Source organism: Intrasporangium oryzae NRRL B-24470 (genome assembly GCF_000576595.1).
Classification (GTDB): Bacteria; Actinomycetota; Actinomycetes; order Actinomycetales; family Dermatophilaceae; genus Intrasporangium_C; species Intrasporangium_C oryzae.
Genome location: NZ_AWSA01000022.1, coordinates 42341 through 63027, shown reverse-complemented (window position 1 = coordinate 63027; position 20687 = coordinate 42341). Strand labels below are relative to the sequence as shown.

At 69.7% G+C, this 20687-nt stretch carries 16 protein-coding genes, 1 tRNA gene and 2 pseudogenes; 8 read left to right on the top strand and 11 right to left on the bottom strand.

Annotation, left to right across the window (positions count from 1 at the left end; all coding sequences use genetic code 11):
* The first annotated feature begins 79 nt into the window (after window positions 1-79).
* Window positions 80-1642 carry an LCP family protein gene (locus tag N865_RS11750; protein ID WP_034805906.1) on the top strand — a complete coding sequence of 521 codons (1563 nt, stop codon included), beginning with the start codon at window positions 80-82 and terminating at the stop codon, window positions 1640-1642.
* 157 nt (window positions 1643-1799) lie between these two features.
* Here N865_RS11750 and N865_RS11745 read toward each other — a convergent pair whose 3' ends face one another.
* Window positions 1800-2003: a cold-shock protein gene (locus N865_RS11745; RefSeq protein WP_034805904.1), complete on the bottom strand. Its 204-nt coding sequence runs from the start codon at window positions 2001-2003 to the stop codon at window positions 1800-1802.
* A gap of 224 nt (window positions 2004-2227) precedes the next feature.
* The gene (folP, locus tag N865_RS11740) at window positions 2228-3118 is read right to left on the bottom strand and encodes a dihydropteroate synthase (protein ID WP_034805964.1); all 891 of its coding nucleotides are present in this window, start codon (window positions 3116-3118) and stop codon (window positions 2228-2230) included.
* A gap of 546 nt (window positions 3119-3664) precedes the next feature.
* Here folP and N865_RS11735 point away from each other — a divergent pair.
* From N865_RS11735 to N865_RS11720, 5 genes and pseudogenes are all read left to right on the top strand, one after another.
* The gene (locus N865_RS11735) at window positions 3665-3955 is read left to right on the top strand and encodes a hypothetical protein (RefSeq protein ID WP_157557668.1); all 291 of its coding nucleotides are present in this window, start codon (window positions 3665-3667) and stop codon (window positions 3953-3955) included.
* Window positions 3956-3988: 33 nt separating this feature from the next.
* Window positions 3989-4840, top strand: a pseudogene (locus N865_RS11730) (NADPH:quinone reductase); the annotation flags it as partial.
* A gap of 254 nt (window positions 4841-5094) precedes the next feature.
* On the top strand, window positions 5095-6048 hold the full coding sequence (locus N865_RS11725) for an IS110 family RNA-guided transposase (RefSeq protein WP_245603736.1): 954 nt from the start codon (window positions 5095-5097) through the stop codon (window positions 6046-6048).
* A gap of 275 nt (window positions 6049-6323) precedes the next feature.
* A pseudogene (locus tag N865_RS23550) lies at window positions 6324-6497 on the top strand (NADPH:quinone reductase); the annotation flags it as partial.
* 229 nt (window positions 6498-6726) lie between these two features.
* Window positions 6727-7128 (top strand): DoxX family membrane protein, encoded by a 402-nt coding sequence (locus tag N865_RS11720; RefSeq protein ID WP_034805900.1) that lies wholly within the window; start codon window positions 6727-6729, stop codon window positions 7126-7128.
* Between the two features lie 93 nt (window positions 7129-7221).
* Here N865_RS11720 and N865_RS11715 read toward each other — a convergent pair.
* The 5 genes from N865_RS11715 to cysK form a co-directional block, all read right to left on the bottom strand.
* A tRNA-Ser gene (locus N865_RS11715) sits at window positions 7222-7311 on the bottom strand.
* Window positions 7312-7420: 109 nt separating this feature from the next.
* Complete coding sequence (locus N865_RS11710; protein WP_051510490.1) at window positions 7421-8764, bottom strand: type II toxin-antitoxin system HipA family toxin; 1344 nt, start codon at window positions 8762-8764, stop codon at window positions 7421-7423.
* Window positions 8761-9102: a helix-turn-helix transcriptional regulator gene (locus tag N865_RS11705; protein WP_034805898.1), complete on the bottom strand. Its 342-nt coding sequence runs from the start codon at window positions 9100-9102 to the stop codon at window positions 8761-8763. Before N865_RS11705 ends, N865_RS11710 begins: the two co-directional genes overlap by 4 nt.
* A 209-nt stretch (window positions 9103-9311) precedes the next feature.
* Window positions 9312-10025, bottom strand: coding sequence for a serine O-acetyltransferase EpsC (epsC, locus tag N865_RS11700; protein ID WP_084328164.1), 714 nt, complete (start codon window positions 10023-10025; stop codon window positions 9312-9314).
* Between the two features lie 35 nt (window positions 10026-10060).
* On the bottom strand, window positions 10061-10990 hold the full coding sequence (gene cysK, locus N865_RS11695; RefSeq protein ID WP_034805896.1) for a cysteine synthase A: 930 nt from the start codon (window positions 10988-10990) through the stop codon (window positions 10061-10063).
* A gap of 303 nt (window positions 10991-11293) precedes the next feature.
* On the opposite strand from cysK, the gene N865_RS11690 reads away from it, so the two are divergent.
* Both N865_RS11690 and N865_RS11685 read left to right on the top strand, forming a co-directional pair.
* A complete protein-coding gene (locus N865_RS11690) occupies window positions 11294-13606 on the top strand; it encodes a heterodisulfide reductase-related iron-sulfur binding cluster (protein WP_034805893.1) in 2313 nt (770 codons plus the stop codon).
* 297 nt (window positions 13607-13903) lie between these two features.
* A complete protein-coding gene (locus tag N865_RS11685) occupies window positions 13904-15976 on the top strand; it encodes a hypothetical protein (RefSeq protein WP_051510489.1) in 2073 nt (690 codons plus the stop codon).
* Between the two features lie 96 nt (window positions 15977-16072).
* On the opposite strand, the gene N865_RS11680 is transcribed toward N865_RS11685, so the two are convergent.
* The 4 genes from N865_RS11680 to N865_RS23730 all read right to left on the bottom strand — a co-directional run bounded on the left by N865_RS11680 (window position 16073) and on the right by N865_RS23730 (window position 20624).
* Window positions 16073-17107, bottom strand: a complete 1035-nt coding sequence (locus N865_RS11680) for a M36 family metallopeptidase (RefSeq protein WP_034805890.1) — start codon at window positions 17105-17107, stop codon at window positions 16073-16075.
* Between the two features lie 104 nt (window positions 17108-17211).
* Window positions 17212-17658 carry a DUF779 domain-containing protein gene (locus N865_RS11675; protein WP_051510494.1) on the bottom strand — a complete coding sequence of 149 codons (447 nt, stop codon included), beginning with the start codon at window positions 17656-17658 and terminating at the stop codon, window positions 17212-17214.
* Between the two features lie 23 nt (window positions 17659-17681).
* Window positions 17682-19205, bottom strand: a complete 1524-nt coding sequence (gene exaC, locus N865_RS11670; protein WP_034805883.1) for an acetaldehyde dehydrogenase ExaC — start codon at window positions 19203-19205, stop codon at window positions 17682-17684.
* Window positions 19206-19400: 195 nt separating this feature from the next.
* The gene (locus N865_RS23730) at window positions 19401-20624 is read right to left on the bottom strand and encodes a GAF domain-containing protein (protein WP_034805880.1); all 1224 of its coding nucleotides are present in this window, start codon (window positions 20622-20624) and stop codon (window positions 19401-19403) included.
* Between the last annotated feature and the right edge of the window lie 63 nt (window positions 20625-20687).

Genomic DNA, 20687 nt, shown 5'->3' with positions numbered 1-20687 from the left:
ATGATCAACCCAGCCCGAACGGGGGTTTCCTGGGGGACAATCTGAGGGCCGCCGATGACCCGCTCTCGGAAAGGACCCCATGAGCCGACCGCACGACCGGCGCCCCACCGTCGAGGCGTCCTCCGGCGGGCGTCGGTCCATTCGGAGAGACCTTCGCGCTGGCTTCCGTCGTGCGCTCGGGCTCACCATCCTCGGCACGGCCATACCCGGTGCCGGCCTCACGCGAACGCGCAGCCGCAAGACCGGGTGGCTGCTCCTCCTTCTCTTCCTCGGGTCGGTCGCCGGGCTCGCCTGGTACGTCTACTCCCGCGGCATCAGCACGGGTGCGCTGTCGCTCCTCACCAACCAGGACGTGCTCAGGGTCGCCCCCGTGTCCCTCGGGGTGCTCGGGTTCGTCTGGTGCGCATCGATCGTCGCGACCGCCGTCCAGGCGCGACCCCCGTCGCTCGACCGGGCGCGGACCCGGACGCTCGGAGCCGTCACCACGGTGCTCGTGCTCCTCGTCGCCGGCACGTCCTACAAGGGTGTCGAGTACGCCCTGATCACCAAGGACACCGTGACGGAGGTGTTCGGCAGCGCCCCGCCTCCCGAACCGGGACGAGCGGCAGAGGTCGTGGCCGGGGAGGATCCCTGGGCCGAGACCCCGCGCGTCAACATCCTGTTCCTCGGCTCGGACGCTGGAGTCGGACGCGACGGGACGCGCACCGACTCGATGATCGTCGCGAGCATCGACACGAAGACCGGCAACACGGCCCTCATCTCGCTGCCGCGCAACCTCCAGAACGTGCCTCTCCCCAAGGACAGCCCCCTGCGCAAGCTCTACCCGAGCGGCGTCTACGGCAGCCCGGTCTGCTTCCGTCAGCAGGTCGACCCCAACGACCCGTGCATGCTCAACGCGATCTGGACCGAGGTCGACGACTACCGGCGCAACCACCCGGGGTCGTTCAGCGGCGTCGCGCCGGGACGCGAGCAGACCCGGGCCGTCATCCAGGAGGTCACCGGGCTGAAGATCGACCACCTCGTCGTCATCGACCTCAAGGGCTTCGAACAGCTCATCAACGCGATGGGCGGTGTCGACGTCAACGTCAAGCTGAGCGGCTACGGCACGAAGCTGCCGATCGGCGGTCACAGCGACGGGCACGGTGGCGTCATCGGCGAGAAGGGCTACTTCTCCCCCGGCCTCCAACACCTCTCCGGCAACCTCGCGCTGTGGTACGCCCGGACCCGGGCCGCCGACGACGACTTCTACCGGCAGGCGCGGCAGCGGTGCGTCGTCCAGGCCGTCATCAAGCAGGTCAACCCGGCCGCCATGATCGGCAAGTACCCCGAGCTCGCTCGGATCGCGCGGGAGAACATCTACACCGACATCCCCGCCGAGAACCTGGGCGCGTTCGCCGAGCTCATCGACCGCGTGCAGAAGGCGACGATCACGAGTGTCGCCCTCACGCCGAAGCAGGGGATCGATCCGGGCAACCCCAGCTACCGGCTGATCCGCTCGATGATCCAGAAGGCGATCGAGCCGCCCGCGGCCACGCCCTCGGCCAGCGCGACGCCGGGAGCGACGGCGTCCGCGTCGCCGAAGCCCACCCCGAGCCGTTCGTCGGGGACGGTGTCTGCGGACAAGAGCTACGAGCAGTGCTGACCCCTGGGCTCATCGACGAGCGCCACCCGGCCGTATGCCGGAGAGCCGGCCCAGCGGCATACGCCCGGCTGGCTGTCCCTGGGGACGAACGAGGCCCCCCGGCATCAGCCGGGGGGCCTCGTCACAAACGACTAAGGGTGTCGCTCGTTGCGTTCTGTCAGAGCGGACGAACTGCGTCGGCCTGCGGACCCTTCGGACCCTGCGTGACCTCGAACTCGACGCGCTGCGCCTCGTCCAGCGAACGGTAGCCGTTCGTCTGGATGGCCGAGTAGTGGACGAAAACGTCGGGGCCGCCGCCGTCCTGGGCGATGAAACCAAAGCCCTTCTCAGCGTTGAACCACTTGACGGTTCCCTGTGCCATACCGGTAACTCTTTCCTTCTTAGCCAGTGGGACCGCACACCTCGTGAGCCCCAGGCTGCCGCTTGACTCCACTCGTCGGGCGGACCCGTCGATGTCGATAAGAAACCCGCCACCTGTGGATGACGGGCACCTACTCGACTGCGAGGAACTGCAACTGCAACCGCGTCGAACTTAGCACGCTACTCGCGAGTCGTCCTCGTGGAACGAGAAGCAAATTCAGGCGTTCACCCGGCGTCGGCAGCTGGTGCCTGCCGGGTGCCCCGCAGGGCGAGGACCGGGGCCCGGTCGCCACGGATCGTGGCGACCATGTCGAGGACCCGGCGCGTGGCCCGGACGTCGTGCGCGCGGAAGACCGTCGCACCCAGCCACGCGGCCACGGCGGTCGCCGCGAGGGACCCCTCGAGACGTTCCTCGGCGGGCAGGTCGAGGCTCTCGCCGACGAAGTCCTTGCGTGACATCGCTTGCAGCACAGGGAAACCCAACGATGCGATGGCGCTGGTGTGCCGCAGCACCTCGAGCGAGTGTGCTGTCGTCTTGCCGAAGTCGAGGGTGGGGTCGACGAGGATCCGCTCGGCGGCGATCCCGGCCCGCAACGCCTGCGCGGCGCCGTCGGCGAGGGTGGTCACGACGTCGCGCACGACATCGAGCGGGTCGTCACCGTAGGTGACGTCGACCGGGTCGGTCCGGGGCGGCAGCCCTCCGGTATGTGAGATGACGTAGCCGGCCCCGATCTCCGCGGCGACGTGGACCAGGTCGCGGTCGTGGCCGGCCCAGGTGTCGTTGACGAGGTCGACCCCCGCCGAGGCGGCCTCGCGGGCCACCTCGGAGCGCCACGTGTCGAGGCTGAGGACGATGCCGGGGTGCGCGCCACGCGCCCACTCGAGGAACGGCACGACGCGGCGGATCTCCTCCGCGGCGTCGACCGCCTCGCCCTCCTGGCCCGCGCGAACGCCACCCACGTCGATGATGTCGGCGCCGAGCTCGAGGGCACTCTCGAGGGCAGCCTTGGCGGAGTCGAGGTCGGCGTGGCGGTTGCCGCTGAAGAAGGAGTCGCGAGTCCGGTTGACGATCGCCATCACGGCCGGGGCCGTAGCGTCGAACCGCTTCCCGCGCAGGACGAGCGGGGGCGTGTGGACGAGGGCGAGCGGGCCGAGACCACTGAGGACCTCGGCGGCGCGACCGACAGGATCCCCAGCAGTCGGATTGATCACACCCTCGTATCTCACGGGGTCGCAGGAGGGTCAACCCGTTGACACGACATGGTTGCCGAACTGTTATGCTCGCGTCGAAGACGTCATCCGCAGGTCCGGCCATGCTCCCGGCTGGACCGGCGGATGAGTCAAGAGTGTGATAAAGGGGCTCTCCGCGACGGCGGAGGCCCCTTTTTCGCGCCTGCAACGACCGTCCAGCGCGTATGCCGCCGGGCCGGTTCCCAGGGCCGGGCCGTTGTTCCGCTTGAGCGGGCGGCTCGGCCTCAGGTGAGGTAGGAATCGCGCATGACGAACGGGGGCATGACGATCAGGGGCGTGACGACTAGGGGACGGTCGGTCGGCACGGCGTGCGCTTCGGCGGGACTCGCTGTCGTTGGACTCTCACTGGCCGGCTGCGCAGGCGGGCCGGTGGTGCCGACTCCGGAGTCCGGTTCGGGCCCGGGTGAGGTCATGGCTCTCTATCTCAAGGCCCTGTCCGCAGGGGACTGCGAGGCCGCCCGCACGATGGAGGCCGGGGGGATCGCCGCCCGGGACGACGGGCTCTGCGGCCGGATCGCGGTCAGCGACGTCGGCTGGGACCGCTCGCCCGCACAGCCGAACGACCGCGAGCGCGTCTTCTCGACCCAGCTGACGGCGACCGGCTGGGACGGCGGACTGCCGGACGGCAAGCACACCGTCTTCTTCACCGTCCAGCAGCAGGACGACGGCTCGTGGAAGGTGACCGGCGGCAGCGGCCCCTGACGACCTGCGCGCGGTCACGGCAGACTGGGCATCGTGCGAGCCATCACCTACACCACGACGGGCCCGAGCTCGGTTCTCGGGCTGATCGATGACAAGCCCCTGCCGACGCCGGGACCGGGCGAGGTCCGGGTGCGTGTGGTCGTGTCGGGAGTCAATCCCACGGACTGGAAGTCCCGTCAGGGTGGCTCGGGTGGCGAGCAGCTTCCGCATCCACTCGTGCCGAACCAGGACGGGGCCGGAGTGGTCGACGCGGTCGGCCCGGACGTGTCCGGCGTGGTTCCGGGCGACCGGGTCTGGCTCTGGGATGCCGCGTGGCAGCGCACGGACGGCACGGCGCAGGAGTACCTCGTGCTGCCCAGCGCCCAGGCGGTCCCGCTCCCCGAGGCGGAGAGCTTCGACACGGGCGCCTCGCTCGGGATCCCGGCACTGACGGCGCACCGGGCCCTGACCGCGCACGAGGACGCGCCCGACCGACTCGCCCCTGGAGCCCTCTCCGGTCTCGTCGTGCTCGTCGCCGGGGGCGCCGGTGCCGTGGGGCACGCTGCGATCCAGCTGGCCCGGTGGGCAGGTGCGACGGTCATCACCACCGTCAGCGGGGACCGCAAGGGGACCATGGCCCGCGCGGCCGGAGCAGAGCACGTCGTCAACTACCGGACCGACGACGTCGCCGCCGCCGTCAGGGCCCTCAGCCCTCGCGGTGTCGACCTCGTCGTGGAGGTGAACCCGGACGCCAACCTCGCACTCGACCTGGACGTCCTCGCGCCCAGCGGGACGGTCGCGCTCTACGCGACCGACACGGGCGAACCGCTGACCATCCCGTTCCGCCCGAGCATGACGAAGAACATCCGCTACCAGTTCATCCTGACCTACACGGTCACCGCCGCTCAGACGGTATGACGTGACGCCCTCGTATTCGAGGGGTTGCGGGCCGGGGCCTCACTCACACATGTTCGTGGGTTACCGGACAAGAAGCTCCTTGCCCGGCCTATCCGACAGTTGTGGGAGGCCCCGGTGTTTCATGAGCGTACGAGTGTTGGGCTGGACGTGCACGCACGATCGATCGCGGCGTCGGCCATCGACGGGGTCAGTGGCGAGCTCGTCACGCAGCGGCTGGTCCCTGATCCCGAGATCGTGATCGCGTGGCTGAGGAAGCTGCCAGGGCCGGTGCGGTCGCCTATGAAGCAGGACCGACCGGGTACGGCCTGTACCGGGCGCTGACCGCAGCGGGGATCGACTGCCTGGTCGCGGCACCCTCGAAGCTGATCCGGCCGGCCGGCGACCGGGTCAAGACCGACTCGCGGGACGCGGTGCTGCTCGCTCGGCTGCTGCGGATGGGAGAGATCGTCCCGGTCGTCGTGCCGACGGTGGCCCAGGAGTCTGCACGAGACCTGGTCCGCGCCCGCGAGGACGTGCGTGGCGAGCTGATGCGGGCTCGCCACCGGGTCGGCAAGCTGCTCCTGCGCCACGGTCACGTCTACTCGGGCGGTGCGACGTGGAACAGCGTGCACGACGCGTGGCTACGTCGGGTCCGGTTCGAACAGGCCGGCACCCGCGCAGCCTTCGAGAATGCCTACGAGAGCGTCCAGCTGGCCACCACCCGCCGCGACCGACTCGACGCGGCGATCGCCGCAATGGCTGGCGACAGCGAGTACACCGACGTCACCCGACGCCTCGCGTGCCTGCGCGGTATCGCCACCCTCACCGCGTTCTCTCTCGCCGTCGAGATCGGCGACTGGCACCGCCTCACCGGAGGCACGATCGGCTCCTACCTCGGACTCGTGCCCAGTGAGCATTCGACCGGCGAGAAACGCTCCCAGGGCGGGGTCACCAAGACGGGAAACAGTCACGCACGCCGACTCCTGATCGAGTCCGCGTGGCACCACAAGCCGCGATACTCACCCGGTAAGACCATCCTTGACCGGTGGGCGCTGGCGCCTGCCCCGGTCGTGGCCCGGGCCGACGCCGGCAACCGGCGCCTGCACCACCGCTGGGTCCAGCTCGAGACCCGGAAGAAGAAGCACACCATCACCACCACCGCGGTCGCTCGTGAGCTGGCCGGATGGTGCTGGTCACTGGCCGTCATGCAGACCTGACCCGACCGACTCGTCCCCCGCCCGCCGGTCGCAGCGCGAGGAGCCAACCCGCCCTGACTTCTGTGAGCAGCCCACCACGGCCACGCTCGACCTCAGACCGCGAGAACGCTCCAGCCGAACCACCGCCCTGCGGTAGCCAACCCGCGAATATCAGACTGACCGCGCCGTCGACAGACACGCGCCCCCGGCCCGCGAGGAACGACGAGGCGCCGCCGAGCAGCCAGCCCGGCGGCGCCTCACCATGCCCTCCTTGACAGAAGGCACCCACATATCAGAAGGCCGCCGCCGTCGCGGGGGTCAGCGCGGCGCTCGCGGCCGGCGCGCTGCGGGTCGGCGAGGAGCACGGCCTGCCGCTGACACGTTTCCCTCTCGAACAGACGGCTCAGGCGCACGACGCGGTGCAGCAGGGCACGGTGGGCAAGGTGCTCATCGACGTCACGGCGAGCTGAGCGCCACCTCCGAGACGCTCCCACCGCCACAACTCCACCCGGGCGAAGACACCGAAGCGATCCGGGCCGGAAACACCCCAACCACTCCACCCGGGCGAAGAAGCGAAGCGCAGGGATGTGCGAGGTGGCAGACCCGCGACGGTGGTCGGCCGGTGACAGAACATCAAATGGCGACGATCATGGGACCTAGCGAGGCCTCGATCCTCGGGGCCTGCCAAGGAGCGGCACCATGGACGTCATCCTTCTGATCGGACGCATCCTCTTCGCGGCCCTCTTCCTGGGGTCCGCCTTGGGCCACCTGACGAAGAGCAAGGAGATGGGCGGCTACGCGGCCTCGCGCGGAGTGCCCTTCGCGGTCCCCGCAACCTTCGCCTCGGGAGTGCTCATCCTGCTCGGCGGCCTCTCCGTCCTGTTGGGCCTCTGGGGCGACCTCGGCTCGATCCTCCTCGTTGTCTTCCTCGTCCCGACGGCGGTGCTCATGCACGGCTTCTGGAAGGAGACCGACCCGATGAGCAGGCAGATGGAGATGATCTCCTTCAACAAGGACATGGCACTCGCCGGCGCAGCCCTCGCCTTCTACTGGGTCTTCGCCCACGACCCCGGGCTGACCCTCACGAAGGCCCTCTTCTGAGCTGCTCCCGGCCGAGTGGACTGGCTAGGCACACCCCCGGGTCGATGTATCCGCGCGTGCCCGGGGCCGCGCTGATACATCGAACGGGGAGGCTGGCGGAGGGCGTGGGATTCGAACCCACGATGGGCGTAAACCCATAGCGGTTTTCAAGACCGCCGCACTAGGCCACTATGCGAGCCCTCCAGGTGCGCCGAAGTCTAGCCGCGCCGAAGCCCGGGATCCGAAACGAGCGTCGGCGGCCCCTCGGGCACACAAGCGCCACAGCCGGCTCGGCCGGGAGACCCGGACAGACTCACCGCTCGGGCCTGTGGCGCAAGGATCCGACCGCGTGACCCCTCATGGCGCTGCGACACAGGTCCACATGCTTGCCCACTGCATCGAGCAGCCTCGACACGAACGCGCGTTCGGGGGCTCCCACACCTTCGGCACTCGTTGCGGTCACGACGCCGGCCATCGCGTCGACCACTTGGTCGAGCACCGTCGTGACGACCGACCGAACCACGTCCGGATCCACAGAGGCCGTCTGCGCGAGGATCTCCCAGTCGCGTCGGTCAATGTCCCGCAGGGCGTAGTGACGGCCCACCTTCAGGGCCAGAGCCAGCCGGCCCAGCTCCATACGGCCGCGACGGCCTGCCCCTGGAGGCGCCGTCGCATAGGGCAGGGCGGATGCGATGTCATAGAGGGGAGCAAGGCGCACCTGGCGCCCCGAGAGCAACAACGAATGGTTCTTGGCGTGACCATCGGTCGCGCCCAGCGCCCAGTTCAGGGCAAGAGCCTCGACCACACGGACGATGTCACCGTCGGCGACGCTTGGCGCAACCGACCTCCTCAGGAGCTCGACCATGGCAGCCGGGCCAGGGCCTCCCTGCGACTGGTACTTGCGATCGGGGTGCACAGCCAGGGCCTGGCAGAAATCTTCCTGATGGATACGCCGAACTCCTTCGGGCGCATCCGCGGGCCGCCGGTCATAGCGCTGCACCACCAAGGCAACCTCGTCGACAAACGTGCGGTACTCGCAGTGCGCCGTCAGCACTCCCAGTGCGGCAGCGGTCCGAAGGCAGAGGTACTCGTTGAGGTCCTGCATCTCGAAGGGGCCAGCCGGTTTGAGGATGTGCGTTGTCGGGATCGCCCCCGTCGGCTCGCCCCAGCGATCGCCCTGCCTGAGCAGGGCAAACTTCGACTGGGCGCCTGCGAGGCTGAAGTGGCCGTGCGCGTCCTCCCCCAGCCAGGCAGTGGGGTTCTGCCGGAGCAGGCGCAGGCGGGCAGCCACGTCGTCGTCCGTCAGCCACTGGATGTCCCCGGTGTCCGGCTCGCGACCCTCGGGCAGGAACTGGATCGCGCCCGCGCAGTCCGCGCCGACGTGTGCCAGCAGACCGAACGGGTTTCGTGGTGAGACGCCGAACTGTCGACCCCAGCGGCCCAGCACCTCGACATTGTCGGGCAGGAGTCCCTGGAGGAACGGCAGCACGACGCGACCTTGGTGGCGCTCCACAGTGAGCGGCATGGAAAGAGACAGTGGGGTCCGGTTGGGGGTCGAGGCGTAGTCGGAGTCATACGTGAAGGTCAACCGGCCGTCGTTGGCCTGAACAAGCGCTCCGGCGGCGGTGCGCCCCATCCAGACCTCGAGCCGCTTCACTGCTCCGCCTGGTGCTCAGCGAGGTACGTATCGAGGTCGAGCACGTCGTCCTCCGGACGCGCTCCTGCCAACGACGCATCGTCCGCGGAGGCCCGTCCAGAAGGCGGACGACCGGCCGAGTGAGCCGAATCGGAGAGCTCCACATGAAGGGTGACGCCCAGTACGTCGAAGGCGACCCGCAGGTTTTCCCACCTGGGGTTGGCGCGGCCCCGCTCCAGCAGGGTCACCCACTGACGTCCGACTCCGACCCGCTCGGCCAGCTCCTCCTGCGTGAGGCCTGCATCCACGCGCGCCCTGCGCAGCGCGCCGCCGAGGTCGGACACCGTGCGAACCTCCATGGCACTCCCGTCACCTTCGCGCCATGCGCTGACGCTATAACGTACTTCGGCCTATGAACGTTATAGCGGACTTTCTAGAAGGATGTCTATACCGTACAGCCACTTTGTCTCGGGAGCCACGCCCACCACGACGAAGAAACGGCCCTGGACCACTCCCGTGCGAGCGTGGTCCGGAGCCGTCCCCCGAGTCGTTCGGTGCAGCGTGAGGTTCAGATGTAGATGGCCGGGTCGACCCACTGGTTGGCGGCGTCGCGCTTCGGGAAGCGGATCATGGCCGGGATGCCCGTGGCGACCGCACCGGCAGGCACGTCCTTGACGACGACCGAGTTGGCACCGACCTGGACATCGTCGCCGATGAGGACCGGGCCGAGCACCCGCGCCCCCGCACCGATCGTGACGCGGTTGCCGACCGTCGGGTGCCGCTTCACCTTCGCAAGCGACCGGCCGCCGAGGGTGACCCCGTGGTAGAGCATGACGTCGTCGCCCACCTCGGCCGTCTCACCGATGACGACACCCATGCCGTGGTCGATGAAGAACCGCCGGCCGAGCTGCGCTCCGGGGTGGATCTCGACGCCCGTCGCGAACCGCGACACCTGCGCGAGCACGCGCGCCGGCAGCCGTCCCCCGGGCAGGGACCACAGCGCGTGCGTGCCGCGGTGCGCCCAGATCGCGTGGAGCCCCGGCGAGGTGAGCAGGACCTCGACCCGGGAGCTCGCTGCCGGGTCCCGCGCGATGGCGGAGTCGAGGTCCTCGAGCGCGCGGTCGGCGAGCTTGCGCACGAAGCCGAGCACACCGGCGTACGACTCGTCGGTATGCCGCTGGGCGGGCTCGCGGCCGTCGCCCGCCTCGCGTGCCCGGTCGGTGACGAGCGTCAGCGACGGCTCGGCGCGGCGAGCGGGCTCGGTGCGTGCTGCGGTGCTCATGCGGTCCTCCGGGGGAGTTGGTGGTGGTGCCGACGTCAGTCGACGAGACCCTCGAAGAGGATCGTGGAGAGGTAGCGCTCGCCGAACGAGGGGACGATGACGACGATCGTCTTGCCCTTGTTCTCGGGGCGGGCAGCGACCTGGGCGGCGGCAGCGATCGCGGCGCCGGAGCTGATGCCGACGAGGAGGCCCTCCTCGGTGGCGGCACGGCGGGCGTAGGTGACCGCGGTCTCGGCGTTGACGTCGATGACCTCGTCGTAGATCTCGGTGTCGAGGATCTCCGGGACGAAGTTGGCGCCGATGCCCTGGATCTTGTGCGGGCCGGGCTGGCCGCCGTTGAGGATCGGGGACTCCTCCGGCTCGACGGCGACGATCTGGACGCTCGGCTTGCGCGCCTTGAGCACCTGCCCGACGCCGGTGATCGTGCCGCCGGTGCCGATACCGGCAACGACGATGTCGACCTCGCCGTCGGTGTCCTTCCAGATCTCCTCAGCCGTCGTCTTGCGGTGGATCTCCGGGTTGGCCTCGTTGGCGAACTGGCGGGCGAGGACGCCACCGCGCTCGGCGGCGATCTCCTCGGCCTTCTGGACGGCGCCCTTCATGCCGGTGGCCGGGTCGGTGAGGACGAGCTCGGCGCCGAAGGCGCGCAGGAGGGCGCGGCGCTCCTTGCTCATCGACTCGGGCATCGTCAGCACGACGGTGTAGCCGCGGGCCGCGCCGACCATGGCGAGCGCGATGCCGGTGTTGCCGGAGGTCGCCTCGACGATCGTGCCACCCGGCTTCAGCTCTCCGCTCGCCTCGGCCGCGTCGACGATCGCGACGCCGATGCGATCCTTCACCGAGTTCGCCGGGTTGTAGAACTCGAGCTTGGCGGCGACGATCGCCTCGGCTCCGTCGGTGACCCGGTTGAGTCGGACGAGCGGCGTGTTGCCGATGAGCTTGGTCACGTCGTCGTAGATCGGCATGTCGTTGGCCCCCTTGGGCGGTGCGTTGCGGTTGGACGTTGGTCTCGGCGATGGGTCGGTGATGCGGTCCGACCGCACCCGGGCAGGGGGCCGGCCATCGGCGACAACCGGACCCTCCTTATGTATATTCCAACATTGCGTTATCTGCTGCCAAGTACTGCCCAGAAGGTGGGCGGCAAAGGGCCGCCCGGACCCGGCCCCACGGCATACGCACAGACGGTCGCGAGATCGCGACTCACGTCACAACGGGACCGGGGTCACAATGGACTAAGCGCTTGCTTGCCCCTGCGTAGACTCCCCCGCATGAGTGCCCTCCAGATCGTGGCCGCGGTCGTCTGCCTCGCGGTGACCGCCGTCGCCGTCGCCCTGCTGATCAAGACGATCAACCGGTTCGTCGCGACGTTCCACCTCGGGCAGCCGGAGGACCGCGGGGCCGACAAGGGCGCCCGCACCCGGACGCTCTTCCGCGAGTTCCTCGGGCACACCAGGATGTCGCGCCTGCCCGTCGTCGCCGCCGCGCACTGGTTCACGATGGTGAGCTTCGGGGTCCTCTTCTTCACGCTGCTCAACGCGTTCGGACAGCTCTTCGACCCCGAGTTCGCGCTCCCGCTCATCGGGCACTTCTTCCTCTACGAGTGGATCACCGACTTCTTCGCCTTCGCCGGCTTCATCGGGATCCTCGTGCTCATGGTGATCCGGCAGGTCAACCACCCGCGGTCGGCTCGGGGTGAGCACGGCCGCCGCAGCCGGTTCTACGGGTCGACGTTCTGGCAGGCCTACTACGTCGAGCTGACCATCCTCGGCGTCACCATCTGCATCGGCCTGCTCCGGGCGCTCGAGTGGACCCTCGCCCGCAAGCTCGGCACCGGCCAGGACACCGCCCTGCACTTCCCGCTCACCGGGTGGATCGGCAACTTCTTCCTCGACCTGTCCGTCAGCACGATCGAGAACCTCATCGTCATCATCGCGGCGGTCAAGATCCTCATCAGCTTCGCGTGGATGATCACCATCGCGCTGCAGCCGACGATGGGCGTCGCCTGGCACCGGTTCCTCGCCTTCTTCAACATCTTCTTCAAGCGTCACGCCGACGGCCGCACGTCGCTCGCCGAGCTCCAGCCGATCACGATCGCCGGCCAGCCGGTCGACTTCGAGAACATCGACGAGCTCGACGAGGACGCCGCCCTCGGCGTCGGCAAGGTCGAGGACTTCACGTGGAAGGGCCTGCTCGACTTCACCACGTGCACCGAGTGCGGCCGCTGCCAGAGCCAGTGCCCCGCCTGGAACACCGACAAGCCGCTCTCCCCCAAGCTTCTCGTCATGACGCTGCGCGACCACGCGCACGCCAAGGCGCCGTGGCTGCTCGCGACCGAGGAGCTCCGCGCCTCCGGTGACGGGCTCACCGACGCGACGAAGGCGGCCGCCGCGGTCGAGCAGCTCGTCGGGGAGACGGGCTACGACATCACCAACCCCCTCAGCGCCTACAACCCGCACGGCCCCGACGCCGTCATCGACGAGGACGTGCTCTGGTCGTGCACGACGTGCGGCGCCTGCGTCGAGCAGTGCCCCGTCGACATCGAGCACGTCGACGCGATCGTCGACATGCGCCGCTACAAGAACCTCATCGAGTCCGCCTTCCCGGCCGAGCTCAACGGGCTCTTCAAGAACCTCGAGAAGAACGCCAACCCCTGGGGCCTCGCGCCGCGCCTGCGCATGGACTGGGCCAAGGACCTCCCCTTCGAGGTCAAGCAGGTCGGGCAGGACGTCGAGGACCTGTCCGAGGTCGACTACCTCTTCTGGGTCGGGTGCGCCGGCGCCTTCGAGGACCGGGCCAAGAAGACGACCCGGGCCGTCGCCGAGCTGCTCCACACGGCCGGCGTCTCCTTCGCCGTCCTCGGCGACGGCGAGGCCTGCACGGGCGACTCGGCCCGCCGCGCCGGCAACGAGTTCCTCTTCCAGATGCTCGCCCAGCAGAACGTCGAGGTCCTCAACGAGGTCGGCGCGACGAAGATCGTCGTCACCTGCGCGCACTGCTTCAACACGATCAAGAACGAGTACCCGCAGGTCGGCGGGCAGTACGAGGTCCTCCACCACACGCAGCTGCTCAACCGCCTCGTCCGCGAGAAGCGCCTGACCCCGGTCGCCCGCCCCGGCGAGGCCGACCTCGCCGGTGCCGCGTCGACCGGCACGAAGGTGACCTACCACGACCCCTGCTACCTCGGCCGCCACAACCAGGTCTATGCCCCGCCGCGCGAGCTGCTCGCCGTGCTGCCGGGCGTCGAGTACGCCGAGATGGAGCGGAGCAAGGAGAAGTCCTTCTGCTGCGGCGCCGGCGGCGCGCGGATGTGGATGGAGGAGAAGCTCGGCACGCGGATCAACACGAACCGCACCGAGGAGGCCCTCGCGACCGGCGCCGACCGGATCGCCGTCGGCTGTCCCTTCTGCAAGGTCATGCTCTCCGACGGGCTCAACGCGAAGATCCACGAGGGTGCCGCGTCCGAGGACGTCGAGGTCGTCGACGTCGCACAGATGCTCCTCGCCGCAGTCCGCCGCGGCAACGAGGGCGGCTCGACGGAGGTCACGACCGCGCCCGAGCCGGAGCCCGCGCCGACCGCCTGACCCGGCCCGGCGGCATACGTCTCGCGCGAAGGCTCCCACCCCCGAGGTGGGGGCCTTCGCCGTATGCCGCCGAGCCCGCAGCGCGGCGCACGACCTTCCGCGGACGTGACTGGCGTCACGGGTTTTTCCTGCGGGAGCGTCCGTGTGATGGAAGAGTGGGCGACTGAGGACGACCCGGCTCCCCGGCGACGCCGATACACCGAGGTCGGTCGGCCCCATTCCGGTCTGGCGTGCCAGCCCGGGTGACGCCGATCCTGGGTGCACCCGTGGGCTGGCCAACCTCGAAAGGACAAGCCCATGACGCTGCACCGCACGCGTCTCGTGCGCCTCGCTGCCGTGACGGCCCCAGCCGTCGTCGTGGCCGCGCTCGCCATACCCAGCCTGCCGGCCCAGGCGGCATCGCAGTCGATCGGCCTCGCCGGCACCTCCTCCATCGTCACGGGCGACAGCCCGACTGGTGACCAGGGACCCGAGTTCCCCGCCCAGGAGGAGGAGAACGGGACCCCCGACGCCTTCACGGGGACGATCACCGACCGGACGCTCTCGCTGGGGCACGCGCCCGGCAAGGGCGTCTCCGTCAACAGCGGCAAGAAGGCCAAGTCGAACCCGACCTTCTCGAACGGGTTCGAGGGCCTCAACCTCTACCAGCAGCGCTACGCCCGTCGGGGCAACCAGTTCACCGTGGAGCCCCCGGACCAGGCCATGTGCGTCGGCGGAGGCTACGTCATGGAGGCGGTCAACGACGTCGTCAACGTCTACAACACGGGCGGGCAGTCCGTCCTGCCTGACAACACGGCCACCAACATCGTCAGCGGTTTCCCCCGCAACGTGAACCACGCCGTCGACCTCAACTCGTTCTACGGGTACCCCCCGGCCATCATCCGGACCACCGGCGTCCGCGGGCCTGAGCTGACCGACCCGACGTGCATCTACGACGCCGCGACCCAGCGGTTCTTCATGGTCGTCCTGACGATCGATCCCAACTCCTCCGGGACCGGCTACGTCTTCACGAACCACCTCGACCTGGCCGTGAGCAAGACCTCCGACCCGACCGGCCTGTGGAACATCTACAAGATCGACGTGACGAACGACGGCACGAACGCCGGCGGCGTCAACCCGTGCCCCTGCCTTGGTGACTACCCGCACATCGGCGCCGACGCCAACGGCATCTACCTGACGACCAACGCCTACCCGTGGCAGAGCAACGGCTTCGACGGCGCTCAGATCTATGCCCTCTCGAAGGCGCAGCTCGCAGCCGGGGCCGCGAACGTGACGATGCAGCACATCGACACGTTCGGCACGGTCAACGCGCCCAGTCAAGCCGGCAGCACGCAGCCCGGGTTCACGGTGTGGCCCGCCCAGTCGCCCGGGACGGGCTCGTTCAACCTCGCGAGCAACGGCACGGAGTACTTCCTCAGCTCCAACGCTGCCGATGAGGCCACGCATCCCATCACTGGGAGCGGCGGCACCTACGAGTCGAACCAGCTCGTTGTGTGGTCCCTGACGAACACCGCCTCGCTCGCCAGCGGGAGCGCCGACGTGCACCTCGCCAACCGGATCATCGACGCCAACCAGTACGCGCTGCCGCCGAAGCAGCAGCAGCCGGGCTCGGGGACCGCGCCTGGGACCGGCACACCGCAGGGCCACTGCATCAACGACACGACGACGTTGCTCTTCACTGGCCAGACCGGCTGCTGGAGGCTCCTCGTCGGGCCGCCGCCGCACAACGAGGTCGTCTCGGCCCCCGACTCGAACGACACCCGCATGCAGCAGGTGACGTACGCCAACGGCAAGCTGTGGGGTGCGCTCGACACCGCCGTCACCGTCGGCGGCTCCAACCGGGCCGGCATCGGGTGGTACGTCGTCAAGCCGGGCGGCGCGACGCTCGCTCCGAAGATGGCGATGCAGGGCTACCTCGGCGCCACGGGTATGGACTTCACCTACCCGGCCATCGGCGTGACGGCCAGCGGACGCGGCGTCATGGCGTTCACGGCGACCGGCGACGCCACCTACCCCAGCGCTGCCTACGCCCCGATCGACGCGGTCTACGGGGTCGGGGACTGGAACGTCGTGCCCGGTGGCGACGGGATGGCCACCGACGACGGCTTCACGGGCTATCGGGCCCAGCTGAACAGCGCGCCGCGCCCCCGATGGGGTGACTACGGCGCGGCAGCCGTCGACGGGAGCAAGGTCTGGGTCGCGAGCGAGTACATCTCCGGCGCATGCGACTACACCACCTGGGGTGGCCCGTTCTTCGCGGGTGGCACCGGCGACAACCTGCTCGGCACGTGTGCCGGGCCCGACCACGGACCGGGCCTCCGCACGGCCCTCGGCAACTGGTCGACCCGCGTGAGCAGCTTCGTCCCGTGACGCTGCAGCTCATCGGCTGACCTGCCGACATCCACCAGTGAGGCCGGCTCCTGCAGGAGCCGGCCTCACTGGCGTCATCGCACGCGGTTGGGAGGGTCAGAGGATGCCGCGGGCGGCGAAGGCCTTCGTCACCTGCTTGGCTGCCGAGGTCCCGTAGAGACGCTGGGCCGCAGCCACGGTCGCGAGCGCCGCGTCGTGGAGGGAGGTGTCCTTGGCGAAGGCGAACTGGGCCTCGACGATCGTCGTCGTGCCCTTGACGTCACCGAGGGCGCCGCGGATGTCCCACAGGGCCCGCGACCAGATCTCGCCGTCAGCGTGGACCTCGCCCTTGAGGTCGGTCGGGTAGACCTTCGTCCCGTCGAGCCGGCGCAGGCAGTGCGGCACCGTCGAGGTGTACGAGACCGAGTCCCAGTCGGCGACGCAGGCCTCGGGGGTGAGGGTCGGCGCACCAGCCGCCCAGCTCGTCACGACCACAGCGAGGTAGTCACCGAAGCCTTCCCCGATCGCCCCCGACTCGAGGTTGGTCCCGAAGCCGGGGACCTGCCCGTCCTGCACCGAGTGGCCGTACTCGTGGACGATGACCTCGGCATCCTCCGCGTCGTCGACACCGCCCTTGCCGAGGGTGATGTCGGCCTTGTTGTCGCGGAAGAACGAGTTGTCGCCGCCGTACTGGTCGATCCGCACCTTGATCTGGCGCTGGTTGACGGGTCGGAGCGTCGACCCGAAGCCGAGGTGCTGGAGGTAGGCCTGGGCCGTCGTCACCCAGAAGTAGCCCATGACCTGCTCGAACTGGTCGCTGTTGCGGTGCCAGTCGGGGAAGACCCCGTTGACCGACGTCGCCGCCTGCCCCGTCGAGCTCTTCACCGCGGCATAGGCCCCGGTCAGCGTGCCCGACCCGTCGAGGTCGGTGAGGGTCTCCCGGTGGTAGGCCGGGGCGAGGGCCGGGTAGTCGGCGTCCTTCTGGTCCGTCAGGGACTCGATGCCGAGCTCCTGGACGGGGTTGGGCATGAACACCGTGCCGGTCGCCGTGCTCGTGAACCCGGTCGGCGCGCCCTGGGCAGGGACCGACATCCCTGCGAGCGCCGCAGCGGCGACGACCGCGACCCCGACTGCTGAACGACGTGTGGCCATCGTGCGATCCCCCTAGTCCTGAACGTATTGCGTCAGAGTAGGCCCGGAACGCAGAGCGTGGAGGGTTGCAGCCCCCATGAGGGCCTCAACCCTCCACGCCCGGGTCAGGACGGCGGGAGGACAGCAACGACCGGACGCTCGATGCCGAACGCCTCGAGCTCATCGTCGGTGAGCAGCCGCGAGCGGATCAGGAACCGCACTCCCTCGGGTGCCTCCACGGAGAACCCGCTCCCCCGGCCGGCGACGACATCGACGGTCAGGTGCGTGTGCTTCCAATAGGCGTACTGCGACACCGACATCCAGAAGGGGATCGGCGCCTCGAGCCCGTCCACGCGGAGGTCGCCGAGGTGGATGTCGGCCTCGCTCGTCAGGAACTCACCGGCCGGGAAGCACATGGGCGAGCTGCCGTCGCAGCAGCCGCCGGACTGGTGGAACATGAGCGGCCCGTGGGTGCCGGTGAGGCGGCGGAGCAGGTCCGCCGCCTCACCGGTCAGGGTCACCCGGCCAAGGGAAGCGGGATGGGTGCCGGGTTCGCCCGTCTGGGAGGACATGTCGCCCACAGGTCACGTCCCGGTCAGAAGAACCCGAGGGCGTCGGGCGAGTAGGAGACGAGGAGGTTCTTCGTCTGCTGGTAGTGGTCGAGCATCATCTTGTGGTTCTCGCGGCCGATGCCCGACTGCTTGTAGCCACCGAAGGCGGCGTGGGCCGGGTACTGGTGGTAGCAGTTCGTCCACACGCGACCGGCCTTGATACCACGACCCATCCGGTAGGCGCGGGAGCCGTCACGCGTCCACACACCGGCGCCCAGACCGTAGAGCGTGTCGTTGGCGATCGACAGCGCCTGCGCCTCGTCGGAGAAGCTCGTCAGCGACACGACAGGCCCGAAGATCTCCTCCTGGAAGATCCGCATCGAGTTGTCGCCCTCGAAGATCGTCGGGGTGACGTAGTACCCACCTGCGAGGTCTCCGTCGAGGACGTTGCGCTCGCCACCCGTGAGGACCTTCGCGCCCTCCTGCCTGCCGATGTCGATGTAGGACAGGATCTTCTCGAGCTGGTCGTTGGAGGCCTGCGCGCCCATCGTCGTCGCGGTGTCGAGCGGGTTTCCCTGGACGATCTTCTCGACGCGCGCGACGGCGTCGGGCACGAAGTCGGCGTAGATCGAGGACTGCACGAGGGCACGCGACGGGCACGTGCAGACCTCGCCCTGGTTGAGCGCGAACATCGTGAAGCCCTCGAGGGCCTTGTCGTAAAAGGCGTCCCGCTCCTGCGCGACGTCCTCGAAGAAGACGTTCGGCGACTTGCCGCCGAGCTCGAGGGTCACGGGGATGATGTTCTGCGAGGCGTACTGCATGATCAGGCGGCCGGTCGTCGTCTCGCCGGTGAAGGCGATCTTCGCGATGCGGGGGCTGCTCGCGAGCGGTTTGCCGGCCTCGACGCCGAACCCGTTGACGACGTTGACGACGCCGGGCGGCAGGAGGTCGCCGATGAGCTCCATGACCTTGAGGATCGACCACGGCGTCTGCTCCGCGGGCTTGAGGACGACGGCGTTGCCGGCCGCGAGCGCCGGGGCGAGCTTCCAGACGGCCATGAGGATCGGGAAGTTCCAGGGGATGATCTGCCCGACGACGCCGAGCGGCTCGTGGAAGTGGTAGGCAACGGTGTTCTCGTCGATCTCGCTGCTCGAACCCTCCTGTCCCCGAAGGACACCCGCGAAGTAGCGGAAGTGGTCGACGGCGAGCGGGAGGTCTGCGGCGAGGGTCTCGCGGACCGCCTTGCCGTTCTCCCACGACTCGGCGACGGCGAGCGCCTCGAGGTTCGCCTCCAGGCGGTCGGCGATGCGGTTGAGGATGAGCGAGCGCTCGCCGAGCGGGGTGCGGCCCCAGGCGGGTGCGGCGGCGTGCGCGGCGTCGAGGGCGGCGTCGATGTCCTCCTCGGTGCCGCGGGCGATCTCGCAGAACGGCTTGCCCGTGACGGGCGAGATGTTCTCGAACCAGCGCCCCTTCTTGGGGTCGACCCAGTTGCCACCGATGAAGTGGCCGTAGCGGTGCTCGACGGAGACGAGCGAGTCGGGTGCCCCGGGGGGCGCGTAGACGGTCATGGTGGTACTCCCAACATCGTCGGTGGGCCCCACGTTCGGGGGACTGGGAGGACCGTAGGCAGCGCAACGTTGCATCGACGTTGCGTCCGCGGCCGGGCGGCCCACGCCGAGCCCGTATGCCGCTCAGCCGGGTCGCGAGCCCACGCTCCCCGGGTGCCCGGCCCGGCGGCATACGACCGGCCGGCAGGGCGGCCCTCAGGGAGCGCCGAGCTCGCGGTCGAGGCGGAGGATCTGGTTGTGCACGAGTGGCATGAGGGGCGAGCCGGGGCCGAGCGCCGCCGCTTGGGCCTGCCACATCTCGTAGTCGTCGGCGCCGGAGGCCGAGCGGGTCCAGGCCGACATGAGGTCGGGCCGGCCGCTGCGCAGCAGCGCCTGGCGCAGGTCGCTCTCGATGCTCTCGCGCAGGCGCACGACGCCGGGCGCGACCGAGCGCGGGAGAAGGGGCCCGCGGTAGGCCCGCATGGCCCCGGCGATGTCGCCGGCTGCGAGCTGGGCCTCGACCCCGAGCCAGTCGCCGGCGAGCTCGGCGACGAGGCGGTAGGGGCGGGACGCGAGCAGGTCGTCGCCGAGCAGGTGGCGCAGCCGCCCCAGCTCGACGCGCAGGGTCGAGCCGCTGCTGTCCTCCTCGTAGAGCAGGACGTTGAGCTCGTCGCCGGACAGGCCGCGGGCGGCGGACGCGAGCAGCAGGAGGATCTCGCTGTGCCGCGGGCTGAGGCGCAGCGTCTCTCGGTGGCTGCGCCCGTCGTCGACCGTGAGGAGGGCGTCGTTGCGGCCGAGGGCCTCGACGAGGACCGAGACACCCCGGCCGTTCTGGTGCGGGACCGGCGCGCGGCCGCGCACGAGCAGCTCGCGGGCGAGCTCCGCCTCAGCCATCCGGGCGGCGGCCCGGACCATCGCCGTCGTCTGCGGGACGACGATGTCGTCGCCCCCCGTGATGTCGAGGACCCCGAGGAGGGACTGGTCCGTCGGGTCGTGGATCGGCGTCGCTGCGCAGCTCCATCGCTGGACCGACCGGCGGAAGTGCTCGGCGCCGACGACGTTGACCGACCGGTCGAGGCGCAACGCCATCCCGGGCGCGTTGGTGCCGGCGAGGCGCTCGTCCCAGTTGCTCCCCTCGACGAAGCCGATGGACTCGGCCCGGCGCAGGACGCTCGGCGTGCCGCACACCCAGAGCAGCTGCCCCGCGGCGTCGGACACGGCCATGATCGCGTCGCAGTCGCGCGCCGCCTGTCCGAGGACGTCGTCAAGGAGCGGGAAGACGCTAGCGAGCGGGTGGGCCGCGCGGTGGTCGCGCAGGGCGTCCTCGGGCAGCGTGATGGGGGCGTCGACGGTGTCGGCGCGCACACCGGCCGCGGCGGAGCGGACCCACGAGTCGGCGACGTGGGCCCGGATCCCGGTCGTCGTCGGCTCGGGCGGCATGAACCGATTGTGCGTGGCGGATCCCGTTTTGGACAGGGCGGGTCCTCCCCCCGGTCTGACGGC